Origin of the sequence: Paenibacillus paeoniae (assembly GCF_003388735.1) — a bacterium.
Lineage (GTDB): Bacteria > Bacillota > Bacilli > Paenibacillales > Paenibacillaceae > Pristimantibacillus > Pristimantibacillus paeoniae.
Window position 1 is genome coordinate 1,591,355 of sequence record NZ_QUBQ01000001.1, and the last position, 25,700, is coordinate 1,617,054.

General features: G+C 45.8%; 23 protein-coding genes and 1 pseudogene. 19 read left to right on the forward strand and 5 right to left on the reverse strand.

All coding sequences use genetic code 11. From position 1 onward, the window contains the following. Window positions 1-29 precede the first annotated feature (29 nt). The 9 genes from cydD (at window position 30) to DX130_RS07175 (ending at window position 8,801) form a co-directional block, all read left to right on the forward strand. Window positions 30-1,802, forward strand: coding sequence for a thiol reductant ABC exporter subunit CydD (cydD, locus tag DX130_RS07135; protein WP_116043947.1), 1,773 nt, complete (start codon window positions 30-32; stop codon window positions 1,800-1,802). After that, complete coding sequence (cydC, locus tag DX130_RS07140) at window positions 1,799-3,523, forward strand: thiol reductant ABC exporter subunit CydC (protein WP_116043948.1); 1,725 nt, start codon at window positions 1,799-1,801, stop codon at window positions 3,521-3,523. Before cydD ends, cydC begins: the two co-directional genes overlap by 4 nt. A gap of 134 nt (window positions 3,524-3,657) precedes the next feature. Next, the gene (locus DX130_RS07145) at window positions 3,658-4,431 is read left to right on the forward strand and encodes a hypothetical protein (protein WP_116043950.1); all 774 of its coding nucleotides are present in this window, start codon (window positions 3,658-3,660) and stop codon (window positions 4,429-4,431) included. A gap of 317 nt (window positions 4,432-4,748) precedes the next feature. Next, window positions 4,749-5,009: a hypothetical protein gene (locus tag DX130_RS07150; RefSeq protein ID WP_165861186.1), complete on the forward strand. Its 261-nt coding sequence runs from the start codon at window positions 4,749-4,751 to the stop codon at window positions 5,007-5,009. Between the two features lie 106 nt (window positions 5,010-5,115). Then, window positions 5,116-5,550: an SRPBCC family protein gene (locus tag DX130_RS07155; RefSeq protein ID WP_116043953.1), complete on the forward strand. Its 435-nt coding sequence runs from the start codon at window positions 5,116-5,118 to the stop codon at window positions 5,548-5,550. 248 nt (window positions 5,551-5,798) lie between these two features. Continuing rightward, window positions 5,799-6,413 (forward strand): hypothetical protein, encoded by a 615-nt coding sequence (locus tag DX130_RS07160; RefSeq protein WP_116043955.1) that lies wholly within the window; start codon window positions 5,799-5,801, stop codon window positions 6,411-6,413. 91 nt (window positions 6,414-6,504) lie between these two features. Beyond that, window positions 6,505-7,035: a GNAT family N-acetyltransferase gene (locus DX130_RS07165; protein ID WP_116043957.1), complete on the forward strand. Its 531-nt coding sequence runs from the start codon at window positions 6,505-6,507 to the stop codon at window positions 7,033-7,035. Between the two features lie 314 nt (window positions 7,036-7,349). Next, complete coding sequence (locus DX130_RS07170) at window positions 7,350-8,222, forward strand: SDR family oxidoreductase (protein ID WP_240644336.1); 873 nt, start codon at window positions 7,350-7,352, stop codon at window positions 8,220-8,222. A 375-nt stretch (window positions 8,223-8,597) separates the two neighbouring features. Further along, entirely contained in the window at window positions 8,598-8,801 is a 204-nt protein-coding gene (locus DX130_RS07175) for a DUF1963 domain-containing protein (protein ID WP_240644337.1), read from the forward strand. A gap of 47 nt (window positions 8,802-8,848) precedes the next feature. Here the strand turns inward: DX130_RS07175 and DX130_RS07180 are convergent, their stop codons facing one another. Next, window positions 8,849-10,087 carry a stalk domain-containing protein gene (locus tag DX130_RS07180; protein WP_116043960.1) on the reverse strand — a complete coding sequence of 413 codons (1,239 nt, stop codon included), beginning with the start codon at window positions 10,085-10,087 and terminating at the stop codon, window positions 8,849-8,851. Window positions 10,088-10,196: 109 nt separating this feature from the next. Here DX130_RS07180 and DX130_RS07185 point away from each other — a divergent pair, with 109 nt between their 5' ends. The 4 genes from DX130_RS07185 to DX130_RS07200 all read left to right on the forward strand — a co-directional run bounded on the left by DX130_RS07185 (window position 10,197) and on the right by DX130_RS07200 (window position 16,542). Continuing rightward, a complete protein-coding gene (locus DX130_RS07185; RefSeq protein ID WP_116043962.1) occupies window positions 10,197-11,078 on the forward strand; it encodes a GNAT family N-acetyltransferase in 882 nt (293 codons plus the stop codon). 91 nt (window positions 11,079-11,169) lie between these two features. Then, on the forward strand, window positions 11,170-12,660 hold the full coding sequence (locus DX130_RS07190) for an FAD-dependent oxidoreductase (RefSeq protein WP_133297903.1): 1,491 nt from the start codon (window positions 11,170-11,172) through the stop codon (window positions 12,658-12,660). Window positions 12,661-12,696: 36 nt separating this feature from the next. Beyond that, a complete protein-coding gene (locus DX130_RS07195; protein ID WP_116043964.1) occupies window positions 12,697-14,238 on the forward strand; it encodes a copper amine oxidase N-terminal domain-containing protein in 1,542 nt (513 codons plus the stop codon). Window positions 14,239-14,475: 237 nt separating this feature from the next. Then, window positions 14,476-16,542: an Ig-like domain-containing protein gene (locus tag DX130_RS07200; protein ID WP_116043966.1), complete on the forward strand. Its 2,067-nt coding sequence runs from the start codon at window positions 14,476-14,478 to the stop codon at window positions 16,540-16,542. A 111-nt stretch (window positions 16,543-16,653) separates the two neighbouring features. Here DX130_RS07200 and arsC read toward each other — a convergent pair whose 3' ends face one another. From arsC to DX130_RS07215, 3 genes are read right to left on the reverse strand one after another with little or no spacing between them, the layout of a single operon-like run. After that, complete coding sequence (arsC, locus tag DX130_RS07205; RefSeq protein WP_116043968.1) at window positions 16,654-17,076, reverse strand: arsenate reductase (thioredoxin); 423 nt, start codon at window positions 17,074-17,076, stop codon at window positions 16,654-16,656. 25 nt (window positions 17,077-17,101) lie between these two features. Continuing rightward, the gene (locus DX130_RS07210) at window positions 17,102-18,394 is read right to left on the reverse strand and encodes an arsenic transporter (protein WP_116043970.1); all 1,293 of its coding nucleotides are present in this window, start codon (window positions 18,392-18,394) and stop codon (window positions 17,102-17,104) included. A 21-nt stretch (window positions 18,395-18,415) separates the two neighbouring features. Further along, window positions 18,416-18,739, reverse strand: coding sequence for an ArsR/SmtB family transcription factor (locus DX130_RS07215; RefSeq protein WP_116043972.1), 324 nt, complete (start codon window positions 18,737-18,739; stop codon window positions 18,416-18,418). Between the two features lie 225 nt (window positions 18,740-18,964). Between DX130_RS07215 and DX130_RS07220 the strand changes: the two genes are divergently transcribed. The 6 genes and pseudogenes from DX130_RS07220 (at window position 18,965) to DX130_RS07245 (ending at window position 24,894) form a co-directional block, all read left to right on the forward strand. After that, complete coding sequence (locus tag DX130_RS07220) at window positions 18,965-19,444, forward strand: hypothetical protein (RefSeq protein ID WP_116043974.1); 480 nt, start codon at window positions 18,965-18,967, stop codon at window positions 19,442-19,444. 33 nt (window positions 19,445-19,477) lie between these two features. Beyond that, complete coding sequence (locus tag DX130_RS07225) at window positions 19,478-19,873, forward strand: hypothetical protein (RefSeq protein WP_116043976.1); 396 nt, start codon at window positions 19,478-19,480, stop codon at window positions 19,871-19,873. Window positions 19,874-20,014: 141 nt separating this feature from the next. Next, window positions 20,015-22,165: a YhgE/Pip domain-containing protein gene (locus tag DX130_RS07230; RefSeq protein WP_116043978.1), complete on the forward strand. Its 2,151-nt coding sequence runs from the start codon at window positions 20,015-20,017 to the stop codon at window positions 22,163-22,165. 224 nt (window positions 22,166-22,389) lie between these two features. After that, window positions 22,390-23,270, forward strand: a pseudogene (locus DX130_RS07235) (serine/threonine protein kinase). Between the two features lie 158 nt (window positions 23,271-23,428). Then, window positions 23,429-24,028 (forward strand): TetR/AcrR family transcriptional regulator, encoded by a 600-nt coding sequence (locus tag DX130_RS07240; RefSeq protein WP_116043980.1) that lies wholly within the window; start codon window positions 23,429-23,431, stop codon window positions 24,026-24,028. Then, entirely contained in the window at window positions 24,025-24,894 is an 870-nt protein-coding gene (locus tag DX130_RS07245; RefSeq protein ID WP_116043982.1) for a phosphotransferase family protein, read from the forward strand. The genes DX130_RS07240 and DX130_RS07245 overlap by 4 nt, the downstream gene beginning before the upstream one ends. A 116-nt stretch (window positions 24,895-25,010) precedes the next feature. Here DX130_RS07245 and DX130_RS07250 read toward each other — a convergent pair whose 3' ends face one another. After that, entirely contained in the window at window positions 25,011-25,394 is a 384-nt protein-coding gene (locus tag DX130_RS07250) for a hypothetical protein (protein ID WP_116043984.1), read from the reverse strand. Between the last annotated feature and the right edge of the window lie 306 nt (window positions 25,395-25,700).

Below are 25,700 nucleotides of genomic sequence, written 5' to 3' on the forward strand. Positions count from 1 at the left end.
GAGGTGCCGGGTAAAGGAGGGGAGTCGGCGTGAAGAGGAAACAAACGCTGTTGTCTGAGCTGATGTCGGAGCAGCGGAGGAGCATGATCGTTCTGACAGGCGTGTCGCTTGCCCTGGGAGCAGCTATTATTGGCCAAGCTGCACTGCTGTCTGAAGCGGTGAACCGGATCTTTGTCATGCATGCTGATCTTTCATCGATTGTGTTCTTGCTGGGCTCGCTTTTGGCAGTTATGCTGGCGCGGGCGTTGCTTGCCTATGGCAACGGGCGCATCGGCCTGTATATGGCTGCCCGCGCCAAAAGGACGATGCGCGAGAAGTTAATTCGGAAGCTGGCAAATGATTCGGTATCGGCAACAGCCGGCGGCCAGACGGGAGGCAAGGTAAGCTTGATGCTGGATGCGGTCGACGAGGGGGAGGGTTATTTCAGCCAGTATCTGCCCCGCATGATCGAAGCGGCCGTCATCCCGCTGTTGATGCTGGGCGTTGTATTCGCCTGGCATTATCCATCCGGAATAATCATGCTGGTTACTGCTCCTTTTATTCCGATATTTATGGTGCTGGTAGGATTGAAGACGAAAAAAAAATCGGAAGAAAAGGTGGAGCAACTGTCCCAATTTGCAGGGACGTTTCTGGATTCGCTGCAGGGGCTGGTCACATTGAAGCTCTACGGAAGAGCGCGAAGCCAGGAGCAGGAGATCGAGCGCAGCAGTCTCGCTTTCCGGGATGCGACAATGGGTATTCTGAAGATCGCGTTCACCAATACCTTTATGCTGGAATTGATCGTCATGCTCAGTATCGGGCTTGTGTCGCTTGAGCTGGCGCTTCAATTGGTTGTGTTCCAATCGATGTCCTTCCATACGGCCTTTTTTGTTTTACTGCTTGTTCCGGAATTTTTCAGTCTATTAAAAAATACAGGCACGGCGTTTCATAGCGGCCGAACTAGCATGGGGGCTATGCGCAAGGTGGAACAATTGCTAGAAGAGAGGAAAGGGGAGGGGCAAACGGGAACGGAACGGACGACAGTTCAGCCCGGAGAAGAGGGGTTGATGCTGGGCCCGATGCCGCCGAACATTCAGTTGAACGATGTGCGGTTCCAGTACGCACCGGATTCATTCAAACTGTATGTCGAGAAGCTGACTATCGAGCCGGGGGGGAAGATCGCGATTGTCGGCAAAAGCGGTGCAGGCAAAACGACGCTGCTGCATCTCATTGCTGGTTTGCTTCCGTCCGATTCCGGCGATATTCAGCTGAACGGCCGACCATATGAGATGTATAAGAGGTCTTCCTGGTTCGAAGGGATGAGTTATATTACTCAGCATCCCTATATCTTCTCCGGAACATTGGCAGAGAATATTGCGATCGGCACGAATCGCGCGGTTAACCGCTCCGAAGTAGAGCAGGCGGCTGCTTCGGCTGGACTAGCGGAGATGATCGGCGGACTAGAGAAAGGGTTCGATACGCTGGTCGGCGAAGGCGGCAGAGGGCTGTCCGGCGGCGAGAAGCAGCGGCTGGCGCTCGCGAGAGCTTTCTTGAATCAGCCTGCCGTCATCTTGTTCGACGAGCCGACCGTTGGACTCGATGTGCATACCGAAAAGGTACTGCAACGGTCGATCAGCGAGCTGGCGGAGCAAGCGACTATGATTACAGTCGCGCATCGGCTTTATACGATTCGGGAGGCTGACCTCATCTTGTACGTGGAGAATGGGTTGCTTCTGGGCAGCGGGAAGCATGATGAGCTTGTCGAATGCCTGCCGGCATATGCCGAAATGGTACATTTGCAGCGGAAGGGGCGTGCGGGATGAGCGAGCTGACGATTTTGACGAAGGCGATGTTTCGCGAGCGGAAGGATATAGCTATTGCGATGGCGGGCGGCTTCGTCGCCGGAATAGGGGGAGTAAGCCTTTTCTCTGCAAGCGGTTATCTGATATCCCAGACGGTATTCGCTCCGCCGCTTTATACACTCATTGTGCTGATCTCCATTGTCAAAATATTGGGACTGCTTCGCGCAGTGAGCCGCTATGCGGAAAGGCTTTATACTCATCAAGCGACCTTCTCGATTCTAAGCCGCTTGCGGACATCCTTTTTTGCCAAGCTGGTGCCGATGGCACCAGGAAGGCTGCGCACGCAACGAAGCGGCGACCTTCTGGCTCGCATCGTTGGCGATGTGGAGAGCTTGCAGCATTATTTTTTGCGGGTCGCTTATCCGCCGGTAGTGCTGGTGATGGTGTTTTTGGCGACGGTGTTATTTGCTTCTGTGTATTCGATTTGGATCGCAGGTCTGCTCGTGCTGGGGATGCTCGTTGTGGTCTTTATCGTGCCAGCGATTATCTTGCAGGGGCAGCGGAAGATTCGCGGCCGTGTCCGGCAGCAACGGGCTGCGCTGTCGACGGATGCAACAGAAATGCTGTACGGCTTTCTGGAGTTAAAAGTGTACGGCAAACTGCGCAAACGGGAGCAGCAGTTGCTTGAATCCTCTGACGCGCTCGCAAGCGAGCAGCGGGCTGCGGGATTGCAACTGCTGAACGGTCAATCGCTGCATACTTTTGTTTCATTTCTCATTGCGTGGAGTGTACTCGTCCTTGGCGGGTATCTGATCATGCGCGGATCGCTGGCCGGCGTATTTCTTGCGATGCTGATTATGGCGGCGCTCACCGTGTTCGAGGAAGCAGCGGCGATGGCGACATTACCAGCCTATAAGCAAGATAGCCAGCATGCAGCCCAGAGACTAGCTGAGACCGTTCAAGACGGCGAAGCGGAGCCGCGGCAGCCGGAAGCTTCGTTGCGGAGCGACACTGCGCCGTCCATTGAGCTGTCCGGCGTATCGTTCCAATATGCGGATGAATGGCGGCCTGCATTGCGTGATGTTCATATTCGAATTCCGGCAGGCTCAAAGGCGGCGATTGTGGGAGCAAGCGGATCGGGGAAAACAACGATTATTGAATTGTTGCTGAAGCTGCATGCTCCAAACGAAGGCCTAATCCGGATGAATGATACTCCGCTAGAGGAGCTTCATGAAGCGAGCATCTGGCAGTCGGCTGCCGTTGTGCTTCAGCAGAGCCATTTCTTTCGCGGTACGATCCGTGACAATTTGCTGCTGAATGGAGACATGCTCTCCGAGGAAGAGCTTCGGGACGTGTTGGTGAAAGCCGGGCTGCCGTACAAATCGCTGGATGATTTGGTATACGAACGGGGCGAAAATTTGTCTGATGGAGAAAAGCAGCGTCTTGCCTTAGCAAGAGCAATGGCGAAGGGCGGCCATCTATGGCTGCTTGACGAACCAACGTCATCGCTGGATGTCGTGACGGAACAGCATATCTATCGGCAGCTCTTCGAACAGGCGGCAGGCGATACGCTTGTCCTCATATGTCATCGGCTAAGCGGTCTGGAGTCGATGGATCAGATCATCGTTATGGATCAGGGTACAATCGTTGAAGCAGGCACGTATGGGGAACTAATGGATAAAGAAGGCTTTTTCTATGAAATGAAACAAATTGAACGGCAATTGATAGGCGAAGGCGGGTAACGTTCCACTCCAATTGCAAGGACATGGCTCGAAGGGGACATGTTCTTTTTGAGCTGCGGAGTCTCAAACTCAATTGCTCTGTTTAAGAAGAATAGCTATGATAGTAGGTACCAATTATAGATGGAGGAACGACTTTGAAATTACTGATAAACACGACTCCTTATCGGCTGGAGCAGGATTATGAATCCGGTTTTGACCCAAATGCATTTGATATGATGGCTGAAGTCATTTTGGCTTTTTGCGAGCCAGGTCAAGATATTCTATTCTCTTACACCAATTGGGATAGCGAGCTGGACCCACACAAAGTGCACATGGTTGAAGAAGCTGCCCGTAATTTCCACAGCGATATCGTGTCAGATCCAGATCTGGCGATCAGCCAGAGGGTGAAGGAAGTGCTTCTGAATCATTATGCGCCAGAACGTGATCCAAACCAAAACCAGGTATTAATGGAGCAAATGTTCACCTACTTCAGAGAAGTGCCTTATGACGAGTTGAATGAGGAATTGCTGCTTAAGATAGGCAGTGCTGTGCACGGAATGCAGACCGTCTATACGTTAGAGGACTGTAAGGAGGATACGCAAGCCTTTATAAATAGCCGATTAGTGGATACCAATACAACGTGGCTGCTTCCTTATGAGCAACCTGTTTATTTGAAGAACATATTGTGGTACAGGGCAAGTACGAAGGAAGAGGTACTTCAATCCTTTGGGCTGACTGATTGGTGCTTCTCGTGTGCTATCGTAAATCCGCAAACGTCTGTTGACCAATATTCATTTTTCCTCAATTACACCGAAGAGGAGGACGGTATGGTGCTTTATATTTCCACTAACACACCGGACTACTTCAAGGAAACCGTAGTGCCGCGACTGGAAAGACTGCTTGGAGAAAGTCTTGAAATAGTGGAGTAGTTTTTAATGTACGCAAAGGCTGGCATTGACGATGTTACAAAAATGGATGGACCGCTTTAACGGTAATGCAGCCAAATATTTGCAACAATATTTGGTTTGATTTCGTTATATAGACAGCAAGGAATATGAGAATACCATATCTTTCTGCTTTTACTTGTTGAACTAACGGGAGGTGCATTTCGATCAAGCGAATGATTGTTTTATTTACCCTTATTTGTCTCGCGTTCCTGATTGGTTGCGGTAAAGAAACAACTGAGCAGAATAATGTTAAACATGGGGAATACCTTAAGTCGTTTGGTTGGCATATTGAGGAAAAAATGAGCGAAGGAACGCAAGATACAAAAAATTATCTTCCTGCATCAAACGTAGGTATAGATTTGAAGCCGTATAAAGAAATGTATATTACAACCTACTTGCTGAAAGAAACTCAAAATACAGGGAAGAAAATATACGCTTCCATTTATCAAGTTAATGGAGATATTATTGGGGGCAACGGACATTTAGAGACTTGGGAGCCTGGAGATTTTTCTTTGAAGGATAAAAAAAGGTTAATCAACGATGGAAAAATAAATAAATAGCGTGTTCTCCTTCATTAGGCTGATGGCATGAAAACTAGGAGCCAAGCTCATGCTACAATAAGTGTTGTAGGAAAAAGTCTACCTAAGCTATCAAGGAGGTTATGTGTTGGGAGCAGATCAACCAGTAACGATAACAGTAGAAAGTATTGTTCCTTCTCCAGTCGAGCGTGTCTGGAGCTATTGGACAGAGCCGGAGCATATTAAGCAATGGAATAAGGCTACAGACGATTGGCATACGCCATTCGCCGAAAATGATCTTAGAGTCGGCGGCAAATTTGTTTCGAGAATGGAAGCCAAAGACGGCAGCTTCGGATTTGATTTTGGTGGCGTATATGATGAAGTCAATATCAACGAAAGTATCTCTTATACGATCGGCGACGGAAGACAAGTGAAAATTGTATTTGTTCGTCAAGGCAATGACACCAAAATCATAGAATCATTCGACACGGAATCGACCAACTCCGTTGAGATGCAGCAAGCTGGGTGGCAGGCGATCTTAGACAATTTCAAAAAATATGTGGAAACAGCTGAACAAGAGTAAAATCTGTTGCAGCTTCTTAAGCGCATGCCGACGTCGGCATGCGCTTTATTATTGAACAGGGTGAGTACGCTGCGTGGTAAGATTTTTTTGGCTTGATCTGATGGGCTTTGCAGCATCTGCAAAAAAGGTTCATTCATACGAAGCTTCTCCGAGTGAGGAGTGATTGCAACCAAGTGGTGTTAACTTACGTTCTCGTAATAAGGTAATGATGTTTCTGCCTTATGGGGTACAGGGGAGAGTGGAGATCAATGCTTGTTCAAAGATATAGAAAACCGCTTAAAGTTGGATTGATATCGCTAGTACTCTTAGCCATTGTGATCGCGATTGGTTCGATTTATGAGTATACCAGGAAACATTTGGTTGATGTCACGATTCAAGGAGTAAATTATCAGCTTGGGGCCCAAAATAGCGACAACGTCAATACTGAGATCGTAACCATAAAGGGTGAATGGTCCAGAAGCTGGAAAGGATTACGAACCTTTAAAGGTACAATTGACTTCGCGAACCGAACGATTCCTGTGCCGGAGGAGAGTCGGGAAGTTACGGTTCGTTTTGACCGTAATGGATATGGTGCCATTACATACAATTATTTGGAGCTCGTTAATGAACGGGATGTTAAACCAAGAGGCTACTCCGACGGTGCCTTTTTTGCAAGCTCAGACTTTAACTCGGTTTCGTTTCTATTACACACAGAAGTGAATTCCGAAGAAGGCTTGAGGAGCAGTTATTGGGATGGTGGCGAGGGATTGATGTTTGCAGGTCCTGCTACAACCAGAGAGCAGGCGCTGACTATATCCAATGAATTGATGGAGCAATATCTGACAAATCCTGAGTTTCTGAATGGTCGATTTTTTTTGAAGTAACAAAAGTGAGCGGGCTGGGATTGTTTTCCTATAATCGTACTTTACTGCCCCCTGAATGCTAATATGAGTAAAAACAGGGGGAATCCTGATCATGAACTTAAGCACAGAGCGATTAACTATCCGTAATTTTCGATCAGCGGACTGGCGTACAGTCCTTGATTATACGTCCGACCGTCATGTGATGGCATATATGCCGGATGGAATATTTCAGGAACCAGATGCAAAGGATTTTGTGGATCAGAACATGGATGAGCATGCAGAGAAATTCGCTGTTTCATTAAATAATGGGGATATACTGATCGGCCATATGGTTTTTCATAAATGGTATGGTGAGAACACGTATGAGATTGGTTGGGTGTTCCATCCACAGCATCACAATAAAGGATTTGCGACCGAGGCTGCAAAAGCTGTGGTCAAGTACGCTTTTGAGGAATTGAACGCCCATCGTGTCATCGCGACTTGCCAGCCAGAGAATGTTCCGTCGTATCGCATCATGGAGAAGATCGGGATGAGAAGAGAAGCACATTTTAAGAAGTGCATTCCTGCCCATTATAAGATGGGTGCAGGATGGTGGGATGAGTATTTTTACGCTATTTTAGAGGAAGAGTGGAAAACGAGATAATACGATAAGCAGCGAAGCGTTTACCCTTGTTTGGAAAACTGTTTTTCTTATGCCAAGAGCGGTCCGTCTCTCTGAGACTCGGCCGCTCTTGTTGCGCTAACCAAGGTAGCCGAATTAGTCGGCGTGTGCAACAGCGCTCATTTCAATCCATTGCTAAGAGAACGCGAGATCGGTTACGCCGGGTGAATTTTTTATTAGATAGTTTCACAAGCGAACTAATGGTATACTGGAATTATCTTGAACAATTTGAACATGATTCGTTTCGCGATCTTGTGGGAAATTCGGAGTTTAGTAAAATACGAATGGAGCGAAGAATGATGACAGTTAAAGAAAAACAGTTAATTGCACTGGTAACTGGAGCCGGTGGGGGAATGGGCAGAGAGACGGCTGCGCTGCTTGCTGCTAAACACGGGATGAAAGTCTTCCTTATGGGACGGAACCGGGAGAAAGGATTGGAGGCTGTCCGGTACGTTAACGAACGCAGCGGCAGGAACGACGCAGAACTTATCCTATGTGATCTGGCTTCACTCTCCAGCATTAAGGCAGCAGCCGAGGAGTTAGCCGCTGTATGCGAGAGAATCGATGTGCTTGTCAACAATGCAGGCGTTGTAACTATCCGAAGAGAGGAAACAGAGGATGGCTTCGAGCGACAACTAGGCGTCAATCATCTGGGGCATTTTGTCCTGACAGGCCGCTTATTGCCCTTGCTTGAGAAAAGTGAGGCTGGACGCATTATCGTCATATCTTCCGGCGCGCACAAAATTGGACAAATGAATTATGATGATCCGCAACTGTTAAAGCGTTATACGGTCTGGGGAGCTTACGGACGGTCCAAGATGGCTAACATTTGGTTCACGAAAGAACTCGCTCATCGTTTGGCAGGAACAAAGATTACGGTTAATGCTCTTCATCCCGGCGCTGTATCGACTGATTTTGGCGTAAATCGCAGCACCGGCTTTGGAACTTTCGTTCATCGCTTGATGCGTCCGTTCTTCCTGACAGCGGAGGAAGGATCGGCTACAGCGATCTATTTGGCGACATCACCAGAAGTTCAGGGTGCAAGCGGCGGTTATTATTACAGGCAAAAGCTAGCGCCTGTCACGGAACGAGCGGGCAATGCCGAGCAAGCCAGCCGATTCTGGTCTTGGAGTGAACAGGTGACTGGTTATCACTGGCCACAGCTATAAAGTACGGTTGGGATAAAGCTGCTGTGAGCAATGGCAGCTTTTTTCTTTTTTAGTCAATACCGTTAATGATGATGCCTGCAACCTTGCCTTTTTATCTTACGTATAGGAAATGATCGGTGAGGGTAACACGTGTGTTCATGGTCACCGCTGTCCGTTAGAAGCCGAAATGCAGCGAAATGAGATTGTAACGGTCGCAGATGCCCCTTAGAGGCTGAAAAGAGGCGATTGAGGGGAAAAACGCCTTCTCGTGGTCACGGATGTCCATTAGAATTGGGAGGATGTAAAAATCAGCCTCTAAAGGTTAGCAGTGACCGTTAGAATAGGTTATTTTCGTATCTGGAAAATACTTTTCGTCTTGTATCTGAAAACGATGCTTTGAAGCGTATTACGGCACACTTACACGGTGATGCAGTCAAAGCGGAGCAGGAAGTAGGCGATACGCTGCTGCTGGCGTTAGACTCGGTTCAGGATGTCGGCTTTTGCTGGTGGGATGCGGGTGAGCTGCAGTTCTACATCCGGAAGGAAGATCTACTAGCCGGTAACTTCGCCCCTACCTATTGCTCCCTTTATTCAAGCTAATACAGAGGCAGCGACAACCTAACCGGAGTGAGGGCTGTCGCTGTTTTTTACGCTTTTGTGGTCAACATAACCCATTTTCGTTTATCATCCCAATTAATATGGAATCCAAACGTCTCGACTATGAACCGAATCGGAACGAGTGTATACCCATCGCTGATGTAAGGTTTCGCATCGATGGTTTGCTTCTTGCCATTTACGATGATTTGATTGGAATCAATGGTCAATATGATTTCCGATCCTTCATGCTTCAAGGTGATTTGTCTTTTCGTCCCATTCCAACTAAAATCGGCGCCAATCCATTCCAATAGTCCGCGCAGCGGCACCATGATTCTGCCATTGTACTGAAGAGGTCGAACAGGGAATTTTTGAACCTGATTGTCGATAAAGATTTTTGGTGCCGAGTAGGTTCTGTCACCAGATACAAAGTGCTGGTCTGTTTTAAATTGCTGTAAAAAAGCTTTTGAACTTGGATTTAATGTTGATTCGTTGACATAAATGGATGTGAGCGTGTCTGAATCAGCGATAGGTGTCAAATCGGTTATATCTGTGTTTGTAATGGAAATTCCAATTAGTTTCAAATGCTTTACTGGTGTCAAATCGTTTATTTTATTGTTTGATACATCGAGGCTCCACAGAGCATTTAATGGCTTGACCGGTAATAAATCTGTAATAAGATTGCCTTGGGCGTTTAAATAAGTGAGCTTAGATAATTGAGCCAGGCTGCTAATATCTTTTATGAAATTATCGCCTAATAATAAACGTTCCAGGTTCTTTACCTGCCTCAACGCCTGAATGTCAGATATTAGATTCGTAGATAGGTCCAAATCTATAAGCGATGTCATGGATTGAAGAGGGGATATATCAGTAATCAGATTTCGCTCTAGTATTAAAGTTTCGATCTTCTTCAATCCGCTTAGTGGACTTAAATCTGTTATTCGATTGTCTGCTAAATAAATTGAGTTTAATTGGTGCAGCTCAGAGAGTGGACTTAGATCATTGATTTTACTGTTAACCAAGTAGAGTTCTTTCAAGTTAACTGCGTGCTCTAATCCCTTCAAACTCGTAATATGGTTTATGTTCGATGAGAGGTTCTGAAGTTTGGCCATATCTCCAGCGGTAATGGCTCCTTGCGGTTTGTTCAAAGCGTTCCTTATGACTGTCTCGAGTTTTTTGTTTTCAATCTGGACAATAGGGGTATCAGCATGAATTTCGGACTGGTAGCCAGTTAACAAACAAATACTAACGATTAGAAAAACACTCATAGTCCGTTTTAATAAGCTTTTCATTTTTTGCCGCCTCCCTATATTTACTAAGAATATGGACGATTAAAATGTGAAAAAGTTACAAGTGGTTAGAGCATAAGCGAAATTCACTACATACTTAAGGAGAATTCCTATGGTCAATATACTCATAGAACCCTACTTACCTGAAAGAGATAAACCTTCAATTCAATCTATGTTACACGTACATGAGCCATTCGACGACATGTTTCTGAAGAGTGAGAGAATGTTCGCTGAGGGTATATTTGTAGTCCGTTATAATGGCAATGTTGTTGCTTTTCTATCTATGGATGGAATCAAGAGAAAGGCTGAAACTACGATTTTTGTTCATGATAAATATAGAAGAAATGGGATTGGTACTGCACTAGCGGCTAAAGCGGATCAAATGCTTTCCCGACAGGAGGCAGTGGAGCGCTCGATGGGGACATGTGTAGACGGAGACCGTGACTCGCTGCAATTTTTATACAAGAACGGTTACTATATCAGCTATTCCTCTTACATAATGGAGCGTATAGGTGAGCCGCTTCCCGATACTCAAGAAACAATTAGGACCTATGAAGATGATGATTATCTGGCATGGCATAGCATTAGCGAGATGGCTTTTTTCAACATGCACGAACGAGTAGGCATTCTTCCGTCCTTTTACTTTCTCCCCAATGAAAGAGAACGGAAAAGCTATGCGGAAGATAGACATAATCGATATGTGATGCTTGTTGATGATGAAATAGTGGCAGTCGGGGTCATTGACGGAAGAGAACTGAGCCATGTCTCTGTTCGACCTGAGCTTCAATCAAGCGGTTATGGCAAAGCTTTAGTGATATTTCTGATCAACGAGATCATGCGGAGAGGCGAAAAGGCGGTAAAACTTTGCGTTGTCAAAGGAAATCCAGCGAAACATCTGTATGAGAATGTTGGTTTTAAAGATAAGAGTTTACATCACTGGCTCACCAAGTATTATAAGCCTGACACTCGCTTAAGCAGACCACTCAGTAATTAATTAACAAAATATTGAAACTAAGGATGATGTAGTTGCGTTTATAAGATAGAGTTGATAGGGGAAGTACACTACATACTTAAGGAGTGAGGATTTGAGAGGGCTAGTTTTGTTGTTCGTATTTTTAATGCTGTGCGGGTGTGCAAGTCCCGTTGGTGTCGGGACGAAGCAATCCGAAATGATTGATAATCCCGATCTTGTTATTATTGGCTCTGAGATTGAGGGGGCGTATCTTGCTAGAGCTGCCAAGGATGAAGGATTGTCCGTAGTTATCCTGGATCCAAGAGAGAAAGCCGGCGGTCAACTGTTGCAAGGACAGATGCTATATTTGGACGAGCCGACGGATGATGCCAACAATACTCTGCTGCAGGGAAAGGTAGAGCAATTATTTACCGATTTTAAAAAAGGAAGTATCCGTAAAATTGAGGATTTTGAGACGTACTATGATAACTTGTTGTCAGGCATACATATAGAGTCCGGGATTGAAATTGTATCGATCGAAGTCGATAAAGGAATTCCAGGCAAAGGTACGGTAACGAAATTGATGTATAAAAATAAAGCGGGCGAAGAGAAGTCGGTCGAAGCGAAGTACTGGGTAGAAAATACGGACTTTGCCTACTTGTCCAGTCAATTGTCGGAGGATAGAATACCGGGCATTGAAACGATATTCCAATCGGATAAAAAGGAATACATGGCATCGTCTCTCATTATGAAGTTTAAAGGGGTAGACTGGGACATCTTCCAAAAATCTGTGATGGGATTGGACAGAGCTGCTAGGGAAGAACAATACGGGGGAGACACCCATGTAACGAATACCTTTACGTGGGGATTTGGCAAGGTAGGCGGCAGATACACCTCGAGCCGGGATGATTTATTCTTGCGTGGATTGAACATTTTGAATCAAAAGGACGGCGAGACTTTAATAAACGCATTGCTGATTTATGATGTCGTTCCGTCCGATCCGGAGCGGGTTGAGGAAGCTGTCGCATTGGGCAAAGCGGAGACGGATCGAATCTTGCCTCACTTGCAGAAGGAATTGCCTGGATGGGAGCAAGCACAAATAAATGGTTATCCGGACTATCTCTATATTCGAGATTATGACCGATATGAGACGGACTATGTGCTTTCGGCAAGGGATATGTTTTCAGGCAAAATGTTCTGGGACAACGTCAGTATTGGGGGCTATCCGCTAGACATACAAGGAATTAAGACAGCACCATGGGGGAAAGGGATTGGGCATCCAGATAAGTACGGAATGCCGTTAAGATCTTTTATCTTGAAAGATTATACTAATGTGCTGGTTGCCGGTAAAAACGTCGGGGCATCGGCTGCAGCTTACGGCAGCGCGCGTATTCAACCAAATACATCGCTTGCCGGTGAAGTCATAGGCATCGTTTTGGGCCAAATTGACGGGAAGCTTGAGCTGGTTGATCTGACGGAGAGAGACATGGGGGAGCTGCATGCTTATATCAAGAAAAAATATAAGATTGATTTAAAGGGAGAAAACGCCAAAAACAAGCTTGGTGCTTATACGGAGGAAGAGCTTGACCAGATTGATAAGGGCCAAATTCATGTGAAGAAATAGCTACGGTCATTTTAACGATGAGTGGAGTTGGTGAGGATGAAAAATAAATCCCTAGCGAAGCTTCTCCTGGCTGTGCTGCTTGCAGCAGGTGTGATTGTAACTGGCGTACCGTCGGATGTGCAAGCATCTGTCACCGCCGTTACAAAGATAGATAATGCAACAAAAGCGATCGCGCATGCCCAAGGGTTAAATCTCATCCCTGATGGAGCACGAGCTGCAGCTAAGCAAAACGGGGATAAGTGGGAAGTCACCTTTAAGAACGATGAGGAGGGTCCAGGTGGAGGGCCTTTGCTTTATGGCACAATTGTCTTGTATGCAAAAACCGGAAAAGTGGCTAGTTATGCGACAGGCTTGAAACAATCCAACTATAATGTTCAGCCCGGCGGTGATCCCGATGATGAAAGCGTAATGACATATTCAATCGAGGAATCCATAACCATAGCCACGGATTTCATTAAACAGCAGGACTGGAAGCTGGAGGATAGCTGGGTATTTAATCCCTATCCGCTCTCCGAAAACAGTACGAAATTCGATGCAAAACAATGGAATCATGTTCGCTTCGATCGTTCGCATGACGGCATTCGTGATTCATGGGATGAGGTAAGCGTTACAGTAGACCGCTGGAGGGGTGAAGTCGTCTCCTACTATGTAGATTGGGAGGAACGGATATACACTCCGAATAAAGGGAATCAAGCATCTCCAATCAGCCTGTATAAAGCGGGTCAGCTCTTCTATGATGTTATCGAGCCTTTACTAATATGGCAAGGAGTGAAGGACCCTAATCAGCCGGAGCTGGTATATGCGCTTCATGATCAATATGTAATGGCCATTGACGGAACAATTCCGTCAGAATATCAACGTGTGAATCCTCCACTTGAAGAGAATATAAAACCTGCTTATTCTAGTAAACTTGCGAAGAAACGGCTGCTCGCTATGTATGATCTCAATCTGGAATATATTAATGGAAATCTTGCATACAGGTTAAGGCTGCAGCCGGAAATTACGTTTTTCATGGATGGCTGGCATCCGACGATAGACGCCGACTCGGGCAAATGGCTTAATTTCTTAAATGATCCGATTCTAACCCCGTTTCCTCCAGCGGGAGAGTGGCTGGTCCATGCAGCGCCAGCTGGGAAAATCGGCTATGATGCCGCGATCCTATGGAATAACGAATTGCTCCCACTCGAAAATGAGCCTTTTATTCGTGATGGATACACGCTTGTGCCATTCCGCGAGCTGTTGGAGAAGCTAGGAGCTAAGATTACCTGGAATGCGAAGGAACGGAAAGTAACGGCCAGTAAAGAAGGCACATCCATTGAATTGACTGTTGATTCCGAGACCGCCTACATCAATGGAAACGCAAAGAAGCTGGATGCACCCGCACGTTTGAAGAACGGACGTACTTATATCCCGGCCAGGCTTGTGCTGGAAGCTTTCGGTCTGAAGGTCGGCTGGAATAACGAGTCCAGACTCGTCCTCGTAGGTACCAAGGATCAAATGCCAGTTCCGACTCAGGAGGAGCTGAAGCGGCATCGTTTCCAGGCGCAGCTTAATTGGGAGAATAAGGCGCTCCATTGATAAAGATGAAAGAAGCATAATGAACATATCTCAAAAAACATGGGAGCGATTTCCTTAGGGAGTCGCATTTTTGTGTCAATTATCAAAAAAATTGCTCGATTTTTGACTAGTTTTGCATGAGACAGGTTTCGACAGAAACATTTTCCTCGGTAGCATCGTTAAAGAGATATTCGCTGGCTCTCATCCGTTTACGAAAAGATAGATGTTCCAGCAAAAATATATAGGAGGAATACAATTATGAGGAAAATCGCTCTTGCAATGCTTGCGTTCACATTACTGCTTGGATTGGCTATTCCAGCTGCGGGAGCGTCGTCGCTCTCGACGGAAGAGAAGTTTCAGATTCTGAAGCAGAAAGGAATTATGACCGGGTTCGAAGATGGATCTTCCCGCCTGAATGAATCGATGTCTCGTGAGCAATTTGCTACCGTGCTCTACAAGCTGCTTGAACTGCCTGCATCTCATTCCACGCCAAGCTTCGTGGATGTGCTGAAAACGCGTTGGTCGTATACGGCGATACAAGCCGTACGAGGCGCCAATCTTATGGTCGGCAAGGGAGACAACCAATTCGGGCCGACTGCCCCGGTGAAAGTCGAAGAATTGGCTGCAATCTTGTTGAAAGTAAACAACGCCTCCTCTAACTCGAATATTAATTACTCGGGCAAAGTATCCGCTTGGGCGAAGGGGGCGGTGGGAACCGCGCTAAGCAAAGGCTGGATTGAACCCCGCTATGACTACACCGTGAACGCTACACGCGGCGTGCTTGTAGATGCGGTCTACGCTGTTTATTCAGGCTGGAACACTGCGCTTGATGTAAGGTCGGTAGAAGCAGTTGACGTCCAGTTGGTTAAAGTAAACTTGAGGACGAAAATTGATTCCACTGAAACCGGAAGATTCTCACTGCGGGATGATCGCGGCAACGATGTGCCGATCGTATATGCGACTGTCGGCGGAGATGGATTGTCGATATTGCTAACGACAGGCTACCAGATTGAAAGCCGCACGCATTATTTATACATCGACGGTAAGTCATGGGCCTATACGTCAACGAGATCAGATACGACGAAGCCGACAATTACCTCTTTGGAACGGGTAACGGCACGCGTCTACGTGTTGACGTTCTCCGAGCAAGTAGATACGATTACGGCTACGAATTCGAATAACTATTCATTCTCTGGAGGTTTGAGAATCACATCGCTGCAATTATCCTCCGATAAGAGACAGGTTACGCTAACGACATCAAGTCAGTCGAACAATACCAGGTACTGGCTGACAGTCAAGAATATTAAGGATCTCGCAGGCAATGTGATGGACACTCGCTCTGACTTGTCTGTTGTCGGCAATGACGATTCTACTAAGCCGACCATTATTGATTCAGAATTTAGAGTCAATGCAGATGCGTCATTGACGATTAAATTCAGTGAGCCCGTGAATCGAGATATTGCGGTGCAGACGGGACGGTACAGCATTAGCGGCTTGTCGATTGTATCGGCGACGCTGGATAAAGACGGACGTATTGTCACGTTGCGCACATCCGCTCACAAAGACAAAACCGTGTATAGCCTCACGGTATCGGGTATTCCTGATCTGGCTGGCAACGTGATGGATACGAAAACGGGGCTGCTGTTCGGAGGCATCTCCAATCCGATCCTGCCTGTGAAGCTTCAAAGCATAGCTGCAGTTAACGAGAATACGATTGAAGTTGCGTTCGATAGAGATATTAGCGACGCCGATGTCGCTTCACTAGCTGTAGCCATCCTAAAGGATAACGGCAACAATATTTCTAATAACGGCTGGAGCAGATACGCTGTTCGCAAGTCAGGGACGAATAGGGTCGTATCCGTCCAATTCAGGACGGGAGCTGATCCGAATCCAGCTCTATTCCAGGCTGGACATGTGTATCTGGCAAGAGTGACAGGCGTGACATCGCTTCTCACGCAGGATGGAGCGAACGAAACCTCGTTCGCGGGAACGATCACGGTTAATGACCTTCCTTTTGCGAAACAAGTGATCTACCTGAACCGGACGACGATTAAGGTCGTATTCAGCGAACCCGTGAAAAACGTAAGCGCTCAGTTCTTCACACTGAAGGAGCAAGGCGGAGATGCATTGGTGATTTCCGGCGATGAGTTGAACAATACGAATGCGGTTGTCACTGAGGTCACGCTGAAATTGTCCAAGGACCTGGTGCAGGGCCGAGTGTACGAACTCGCCTTTAAACCAGGCATTACCGACTCGGCAGGCTTCAACGGTTGGAAGACGAAAAACGGCAACGAAGACATCAGTATTTTGTTCACCGGTTTTTAATCGTCGTCTGAACAGACGATGCTCCCTAGATAGTTGGACAAATGAAAAAGAAAAAGCGGTTCGTTCTCGTGAACGAACCGCTTTTTTATATCCATTTGAATACTCCCCGATTCATTTTCCTTCTTCCAAAAAGGTTTCAATTCTTTCCTTAATCGCATCGCGTACATGACGGAATGTCTCCATGATCTCTTCTTCCGTACCGGCTGCCTGCGCAGGATCATCAAATCCCCAATGCCACTTCGTGACATTCGGATTGGAGACAACCGGACAATGCTCATCAGCATGGCCGCAAAGCGTGATGACATAGTGAGCGCGATTCAGTATTTCGGGGTCAATTACATCCGAAGTATGGTTGCTAATATCTATACCAGCTTCTTGCATGACTTGCACAGCTCTCGGATTTAAGCCATGAGCTTGGAGCCCCGCGCTTTTCACCTCATAATGATGGCTGCCGAGAGCCTTTAAAAAACCATCTGCCATTTGACTCCTGCAAGAGTTGCCTGTACATAAGAAGTATACGAGTTTCTTTTCCATTGGGAAGACTCTCCTTTAAAATTGGTTATTGGATTATACTGAGCCACAAGTAGAGGCCGGCAAGGGTAATAAAGAGTACGGGAATCGTGAGGACGATACCCATTTTAAAGTAGTATCCCCAAGTGATTTTGACCCCTTTTTTGGAGAGGACATGGAGCCAAAGCAAGGTAGCTAGTGATCCGATCGGCGTAATTTTCGGTCCAAGGTCTGATCCGATCACATTCGCATAGATGAGCGCTTCACGAAGGATGCCTGTCGTATTCGTTCCTTGGATAGCCAATGCGTCAATCATGACAGTAGGCAAGTTATTCATGACCGAGGAGAGGAGGGCTGCAATAAATCCGGTTCCCATAGTAGCTATGAATAACCCTTGATCTGCACTCCATTGGAATACTCTCCCTAATTGATCGGTCAGACCCACATTACGTAATCCGTAGACAACAACATACATGCCAATGGAGAATATGACGATCGACCATGGTGCGCCAAGGATGACGGAGCCGGTTTTGATCGCTTTACTTTTGCGAGAAGCGAGAATAAACAGAATGGCTGCAATACCCGCAACAATAGAAACCGGAATATGAATAAATTCACTGAGAAGATAGGCGATCAAGAGTACCGTCAGGATGATCCAGGACAGCTTGAACATACGGTGGTCTTTAATAACGTCTTTGGGTTGCTTTAACTGAGTGACATCGTAGTGTCTCGGTATGCTTTTTCGGAATACCAGGAACAGAACGAGTAAGCTTGCTCCAACGGCGAACAAATTCGGAACAATCATACGTGAAGCGTACTCTACAAAACCGATACCAAAAAAGTCGGCGGATACAATATTAACCAAGTTACTAACGACAAACGGCAGTGATGCTGTATCGGATATAAATCCACTCGCCATAACAAAAGGGATGATCATACGATCATCGAACTTCAAGGCTCTAACCATGGATAGGACGATAGGGGTTAGAATAAGAGCTGCACCGTCATTGGCAAAAAATGCGGCAACAACAGCTCCCAGAAGGACAACATAAGTAAACATCAGGTAGCCGTTTCCTTTTGCAAATCGTGCCATATGCAAGGCGGCCCATTCGAAAAATCCGATTTCATCTAATAGCAGCGAGATTAAAATAATAGCTACAAATGCAAGTGTGGCATTCCAGACAATAGACGTCACATCCATGACATCCTGGAAATCCACCACACCAAACAGTAAGGCGAGCAACGCGCCGCCGGCAGCAGAATAGCCGATATTCAATCCCTTCGGTTGCCAGATTACGAATGCTATTGTAATTATGAAGATGACTGTAGCGAGTACTAACATAGGATCGATTGTTCCTCCTGACTAAATACAACGGTTGTTATCTTTGCTTAATAACTCCAGCTTGTTCTCCATTGAAGGCAAAGAGAGAAGGAGCTCATGCAAGTAATCCTTATCCTCGATATTCAAAGAATAATAAATCCACTGCGCTTTGCGGCTCTCAACAACGAGTCCGCCTTTCTTCAATTTTCTAAGATGTTGGCTGACATTGGGTTGAGTAGTATCCAGTAATTCGGCTATATCGCAAACGCACAGTTCCCTTTCCTTCAGTAAAGCGAGAATGGTTAATCGTGATTTATCCCCAAGCAATTTCATCGATTCTACAATTTCATCTATGGATCTACTCATGGATGGCCTCCTTTTTCGTATGAATCTAGCGTCACTTATTAATATATAAGTAAATGATTATATTAGCAAGTGATTATATAAACTATATAGTTTAAGATCATGTAAAGGTAAAGGTGATTCATGAAGAACGTACCTGCTTATCAAATAAATGGTATGGTACTATAGATAAAGACTTATTGAAATTAAAGATTGCAAGGCAGATATTACTACGACAAGGAGAATAAAATGAGCTACCCAATCGATATCGAACAATTTCATCAAACTGTCCTCAAGCTAAAGGGCATTACGGAAGTCGAAAGCGGAGTTGAGAATCTGGAGCCGATCGAAGCGGATCTGTTGGGGTACAGCGCATGTGCGCATCTCCCTCATGCCGCTTTGCTGCGAACTGGCGGCGGGCTGGAGTCTGAGGTACTGCTCCAATTTGAAATCCGGTTTGACTATTCGCCGGAAAGTCTACTATCTGTAGAGTTTTTGGCCTGGTTTGTCAGGGACTGTGCGCGAGGAGGAACTAAGGTTCAACTTAGACCTTTTGCTCTGCCGCCGGAATCGCCCCTTGGCAGACAATTGGGAACAACGCTGAAATGGCATCTGGACTTATTTGTCGATGGAATCGAAGAAACTCTGGACCCCGCTTTTGAAACGGTTCGCAGACTTAATCATTCTCTGCAAACCGCGATCCGGCTATACCATATCCCGGTGAAATAATCAGGCAGCACGGGGACAAAGGGAGATTTGTATATGGGAGAAGTTTTCAAGCTGGAATGCGATACTTGCCAATATGAGAATCGGATATCCGTTGGCATTGGTTTTTTGTATACCTCATTAAAGTCGATTGCTTCGTTTGTTAAAGATCCTTCGATTAAACAGCAATTGGATTCGTTTATGAAGGACAGCTCAACCTCGTTCCATGCCTATGACGCAATGTACGTGTGTCCGCAGTGCAAAGGTATTCAGAATGAGCTGTTCATTGAGATGCAGTCGGAATCATCGCACTTCAAACACTCATGCAGCTGCATGAGATGCGGTACGATTATGATAGATATCCCCATGGAACATAACGTGCCTGTCCAGCTTAACTGTCCGGATTGCAGCGAGGGCGGGCTTAAGGCCACGTTTTATATGGACTGGGATTAATGGGCCTCATCGAGGCAGCAGCTAAAGCATAAGCGCTATAGCTGCTGCTTTTTTGCGTTCAATCTCATGCAACAACAATTATGTGTAGATTTGAACCCATCCAGCTATACTAAGAAAAGAAATTTCTAGGAGTGGTTAAAGATGGGGCGAGTCTGGGCTATATACACCAATGATCTTCGTGGAATTTTCCGAAACGTTGCCGCTGCTGTCATTATCTCCGGGCTTGCATTTCTGCCTTCCTTATACGCATGGTTCAATATTAAAGCCTCCTGGGACCCCTATAGCCAAACGGGTTCTCTCGCTATCGCTGTCGTGAACAAGGACGAAGGCGCGGTACTTCGTGAGATGCCGATTCGTGCCGGAGATGAGATTATGGCTTCTCTGAAGGAAAATAAGAAGATTGGCTGGGTGTTCGTGGACGAGAAGAAGGCGATGGAAGGCGTAAAGCATGGTGACTATTATGCCAGCATTACAATTCCATCAGACTTTTCGGCTAAAATGGCGACGGTACTGAGCGACAACTTGCAGCAGGCTGAGCTCGATTACGCCGTTAACGAAAAAATTAATGCGGTATCGCCCAAAATCGCCCAAAAAGGAGCAAGCGGCATCATTGAGGAGGTGCGAGCTAGCTTCGTAAAAACGGCTAATGAAACGATATTTCGTATCTTTGCTCGAATCGGGGTGGAACTGGAGGAAAACAAGCCTGCCATCGAGCAAGTGCGTAATACGGTATTTAAGCTGGAATCACTTATCCCGACCATTAACGATGCTATCGCTCTTGCGGCTAAGGATATCGAAAAGTCGAAAAAAATCGCCGGGACTGTTCAAGCCGAACTGCCGAAGGCTGCCAAGCTTGCCAAGGATGGCGAGGCTTTCACGAAACAGCTCGGCCTATTTTTCGAACAAAGCACATTGACTCTGGATACTGCTGGCCCTCTTATTAAACAAGATTTGGGGCTGTTGCTTGAAGCGGCTCATGCGATGGAGGAGCTTACAGTTATTTTGCAGGATTCTTCGATGGATTCGGCAGTCATCCGAACCACGCTTGAGCTTGCGGGCAAACGTCTTACTAGCGCTGTGACCGTAACGGATGGGATGATTAAGCTGCTTGGACGCTTGAACCATTTGAGTCATAGCGAGCAGCTCTCGTCTGCGATAGGGAGTCTTCAGCAGATCAACAATCGGTTCCAGCAGCAGCTTACGCTAGTACAGCAAATCCGTTCTGCCATCGATAAAGGCGAGGAGCCTGCGCAAACGCTTATGGATCGTCTTAGCACCTTATCAAAGGGAACCGCTGGACTTCTTTCCGATCTACTAAGTCGCTACGACAGTGAGCTATGGCCGCGTATCAAGCAAGCTGCTGATAAAGCGAAACAAGCTGCATCAACAGCTCAATCCGTATTGAAGGAAGCTGGAGCAGCTTTTCCCGATGTTGTTGCAATTGTAAATGATACAGCCAAGGGTCTTGAGCTTGGAGGTCAGGAGCTTGCGAAGGTTCAAGCTAATTTGCCGGCCGCTGAAAAAAAGATCATGGAATTTGCGAAGCAAATACGTGAGCTTGAGCAGGAAGGCAATTTGGACGAGCTGATTGATCTGCTCCAAAACGATGCAGAGCGCGAAGGCGCTTTTTTTGCAGAGCCTGTTGTGTTGAAGGAAAACCGATTGTTTCCGATTCCGAACTATGGCTCGGCTATGTCACCGTTCTTTACGACGCTATCCCTTTGGGTCGGAGCGTTGTTGCTAGTGTCGCTGTTGACAGTAGATGTCCATCATGCAGAGCATGCGTATCGCAGCTATGAGGTTTATTTGGGCCGTTACTTGACTTTTTTAACGATAGCCATTGTTCAGTCGCTTCTCGTTACATTGGGGGACATATGGCTGCTCAAAGCTTATGTGGCAGATCCAGTTTGGTTCGTGCTGTTCGGCATTCTGTTAAGCAGCGTCTTTATGCTGATTGTTTATACACTCGTATCCATATTCGGCAATGTGGGCAAAGCAATGGCTATTGTTTTGCTTGTGCTCCAGCTCGCGGGATCAGGAGGTACTTTCCCGATTCAGGTGACGCCGCCTTTTTTTCAAGCGATTCATCCGTTCCTGCCCTTTACTTATGCGATTAGCATGATGAGGGAGGCGGTGGGAGGCATTCTATGGGATATTGTGGCCCGTGATTTGTTGGCTTTGGCGATCTTTGCCGGGGTGGCGCTCCTGCTTGGGCTTGCGCTCAAAAAATGGATTAATCAGTATTCCACTAAAATGATGGAGAAAGCGAAGGAAAGCGGGTTGATTCATTAGCTAATTTGGAGCTTTAAATTACTTGATAAATAGATTGGTTAGGCTCATAACCAGAGCAGTTGCCGACTTTTGATAATAAGTGGATAATTATGGAGTATTGACTGGGAGGAGTGATGTTTTATGAGAAGACAATTAATTGACAGTAGGGTAAATCTAGAAAAGGGGATAGTGTATAAATAGCCCTGTACACTGGGTAAATCCCCTGATATGGAGGGGACAATTGTATGAATCAACGTTCGGTAACGTATAAGATGGATCATGTTACTTTTGAGCTTCAAGAGCAGTACGATTTTTCCTGGCTTCAATCCCTTGGGACCGTATTTTGTGTATTTGATCAACAGGATTCTGGCAACATCAGCTTCGGAGTCGAAAAGCATGGTGTGAAGCGATTTGTTAAATACGCAGGTTGCAGACCTATGGATTTCTCAGGAAACCCAAAAGATGCAATAGCTAGATTATCAGCTGCCATGCCGCTATACACGACCTTAGAACATCCAAATTTGATTAAGCTGGTTGATCATTTTGAACTGGATGAGGGCTATGCCGCCATATTTGAATGGTTTGATGGAAAGTGCTTGCACTCACATTGGTTGTTTGCAGGTGAATCTAAATATTCTCATCCAGAGTCACCTTTCTTCAAGTTTAAACAGTTGTCCATTGAGAAAAGGTTAAAGTCACTTGATGCTATATTTGAATTTCATATTGAGGTGGAGTCAAAGGGTTACGTAGCCGTTGATTTTTATGACGGCAGTATTCTTTATGACTTTTCTATGGATGTGACCAAGATTTGTGACATTGACTTTTATAGGCTAGCACCTGCCACAAATGACACGGGTGCGAACTACTGGGGATCAAAACGATCGAAAGCTCCAGAGGAGTTATATTTGGTGCACCGATTGATGCAAGAACGAATGTGTTTACGATGGGAGCTATTGCATTCGGATTGCTCGGTGGCGAAAGGGATCGTTCGTTCTCGAAATGGGAAGGAACTAAATCTCTCTATGAAGTCGCTTTACAGGCTGTTAGCATGGAGCGAGAGCAAAGGTATCCTTCCATTTATGCTTTTAAAAAGGCTTGGGATATTGCTGTACGTGAGCAGCTATAAGTTTAATCAGACAAGGAGGCAGCCGATGCTTAATGATAGACTGCCTTTTTAGTATCGTTGATAACGGCTGCTGATTGGAATGAAAGAGTTGACAGATTGTTACATTAATAATAACATACGTTATATAACATGTGTTATTATAGTTCGGGAGGGGTTTTATGCCGCCAAGATCTGAGGTTACGAAAGAAAAAGTGTTGTCCGCAGCTTTTGAGCTTGTGAGAAAGCAGGGGTTCGAAGCGTTGTCTGCACGAAACATTGCAGAGACAATCGGATGTTCTACGCAGCCGATCTATAGCCTATTTAACAGTATCGATGAGCTGAAGGAACGGATTTATGATAAAGCTGCCCAATATGCACGTGATTGTATGCTTGCGTATCAGGATAGCGATAACTCTCCGGCATTAAACGTTACAATTGGTTTTCTCCATTTTGCCCAGGAAGAGAAATTTCTGTTCCGAACGTTATATCTAACCGGTTATAAAACTTACAATCCGCATACCGATGAGTTTCTTGGCGAAGAGCTAATGAGTCGTTATTTGCGATACAGCAAGCGGTTAAATTATGTTTCTGACGAGCAAATGAAGCGCATTTTTCTAAAGCTGACCATTTATTTGATTGGTATCGGCACGCTGCTTAATTCCCGCACTTTGGAGCTCGATATGGATGAGGCGACAGGCATGATTCGCGAAATGTACGAAATGCTTTTGCAAAAAGAAGGACTTACTTATGAAGTCGGAAATAAGGAGGGAAATCAATGAGTGTTAAACTTGGTGGGAAAATTGCAGAAGGCGGCTGTGCAGAAGTTTTTGAGTGGGGAGAGGGCAAGATCGTTAAGCTGGCTAAACCGAATACTAATGAAACAGCCATACAAGCAGAATGGCGTCACAGCCGGATTGCAAAAGAGTGCGGTCTGCCGGTTCCCGACACATTTGACCTTGTAGAGTTGGATGGGCGCCCTGGAATTGTATTCGAACATATTGAAGGGGAATCACTAATTAAGCGTTTTGTTGGTCGGGGTACGACTGCCCTTCAGTCTGGATTTGATCAACCAACAAGTGAGTTCGATGATCATCTTGGGGCACAAGTGACAGCAAATCTACTGTTTCAAGTTCATCAGCATTCGGTTTCGAATATGCCGAGTCAACGAGAAAATATTACGTATGACATTCGTCGAACATCTTATCTGACGGAGGCTGAACAAACGGTCATCATTCATCATATGGAGCAATTGCCGAGAAAACAGCAGCTTTGTCATGGCGATCCCAATCCGGGGAACATTCTGTTGCGAGAGCTTCTGGAGCCCGTTCTCATTGACTGGAATAACGCCTCCATCGGCAACCCGGAAGCGGATTTGGCCGAGTATATTCTTATGATTCAATTTGCCATTCTTCCATCTTATTTGCCCAAGGAATTGAATAAGGTTCTGGATACAATGCGCGAAGCAACCATTCAAGCGTTCATAGCTGAATACGAGAGACTTTCTGGAATTGGATATCACGATATTGAGCCATGGCTTGTCGTAATCGCGGCTCGCAAGTTATCGGCAGACGGTATCAGCGAGGATGAGAAGAGCTTATTAATGAAGGAAATAAGGAGAAGACTTGCTGATCTAGAGGGCTCCTAATATCCGACTAGATTCAAAACTCCTGTTGATCACCCAACAGGAGTTTTGTGCGTAAGGCTATTCTTTTACATTGTAAACTACTATGAAGCGAGCAACTTCCTATTTATTAAATTTCATCAAGGGGCATATGTGATAGTGCTGGCACTGGACATATTGCTGCCATTTGAATCTCTCATGAATACAACATAAGTGATGTAATTCCCGCTTACATAATCTGTATCGGTATAGGAAATAGTCCCGAAAACCAATGTTGTGTCTTTGATGACAATAGTTCCACTGACATTTTGCTGAATGCTTCTTACAACGACTTGATGACGGGGAGTGATATTAGGCGGATAGCTCCATTGAAGTGTGCGTTCATAGCGTGATGCGGCTGTAAACCGAAGATTAGTAACGGGTGATAAAATATCCGCAAAGACGGTCACCGCAAAGCTTAGCAATAATAGGAATGTAAGTACAGCGGCAACAGAAGCTCTAATGCTCATTTTTTTCAAAAACATAACAATACCTCCTTGGTTTGTGTATGACGCAATTAAATTCTATGTCAGGAAATGCCGTTCAAAGCACTTATTTGCTTCGCAAAGTTTATCCCAATTTTTTACTGTTTGTTGAAAATAAATCCTATAGTTGCGGATGTGTTATCTTAAAATTGCTCAAGAGCGGTACGGAGCCAGAACTGCATGAGCAATGGGTTGCGTATATAAGAAGCAAATCGTATCGCTCTAATCCTACGAGCCCGGTCAAGTACCGGGCTTTTATCTTTGCCATTTTGATATGAAAACCGTATGATAATAGCTATTCTTATT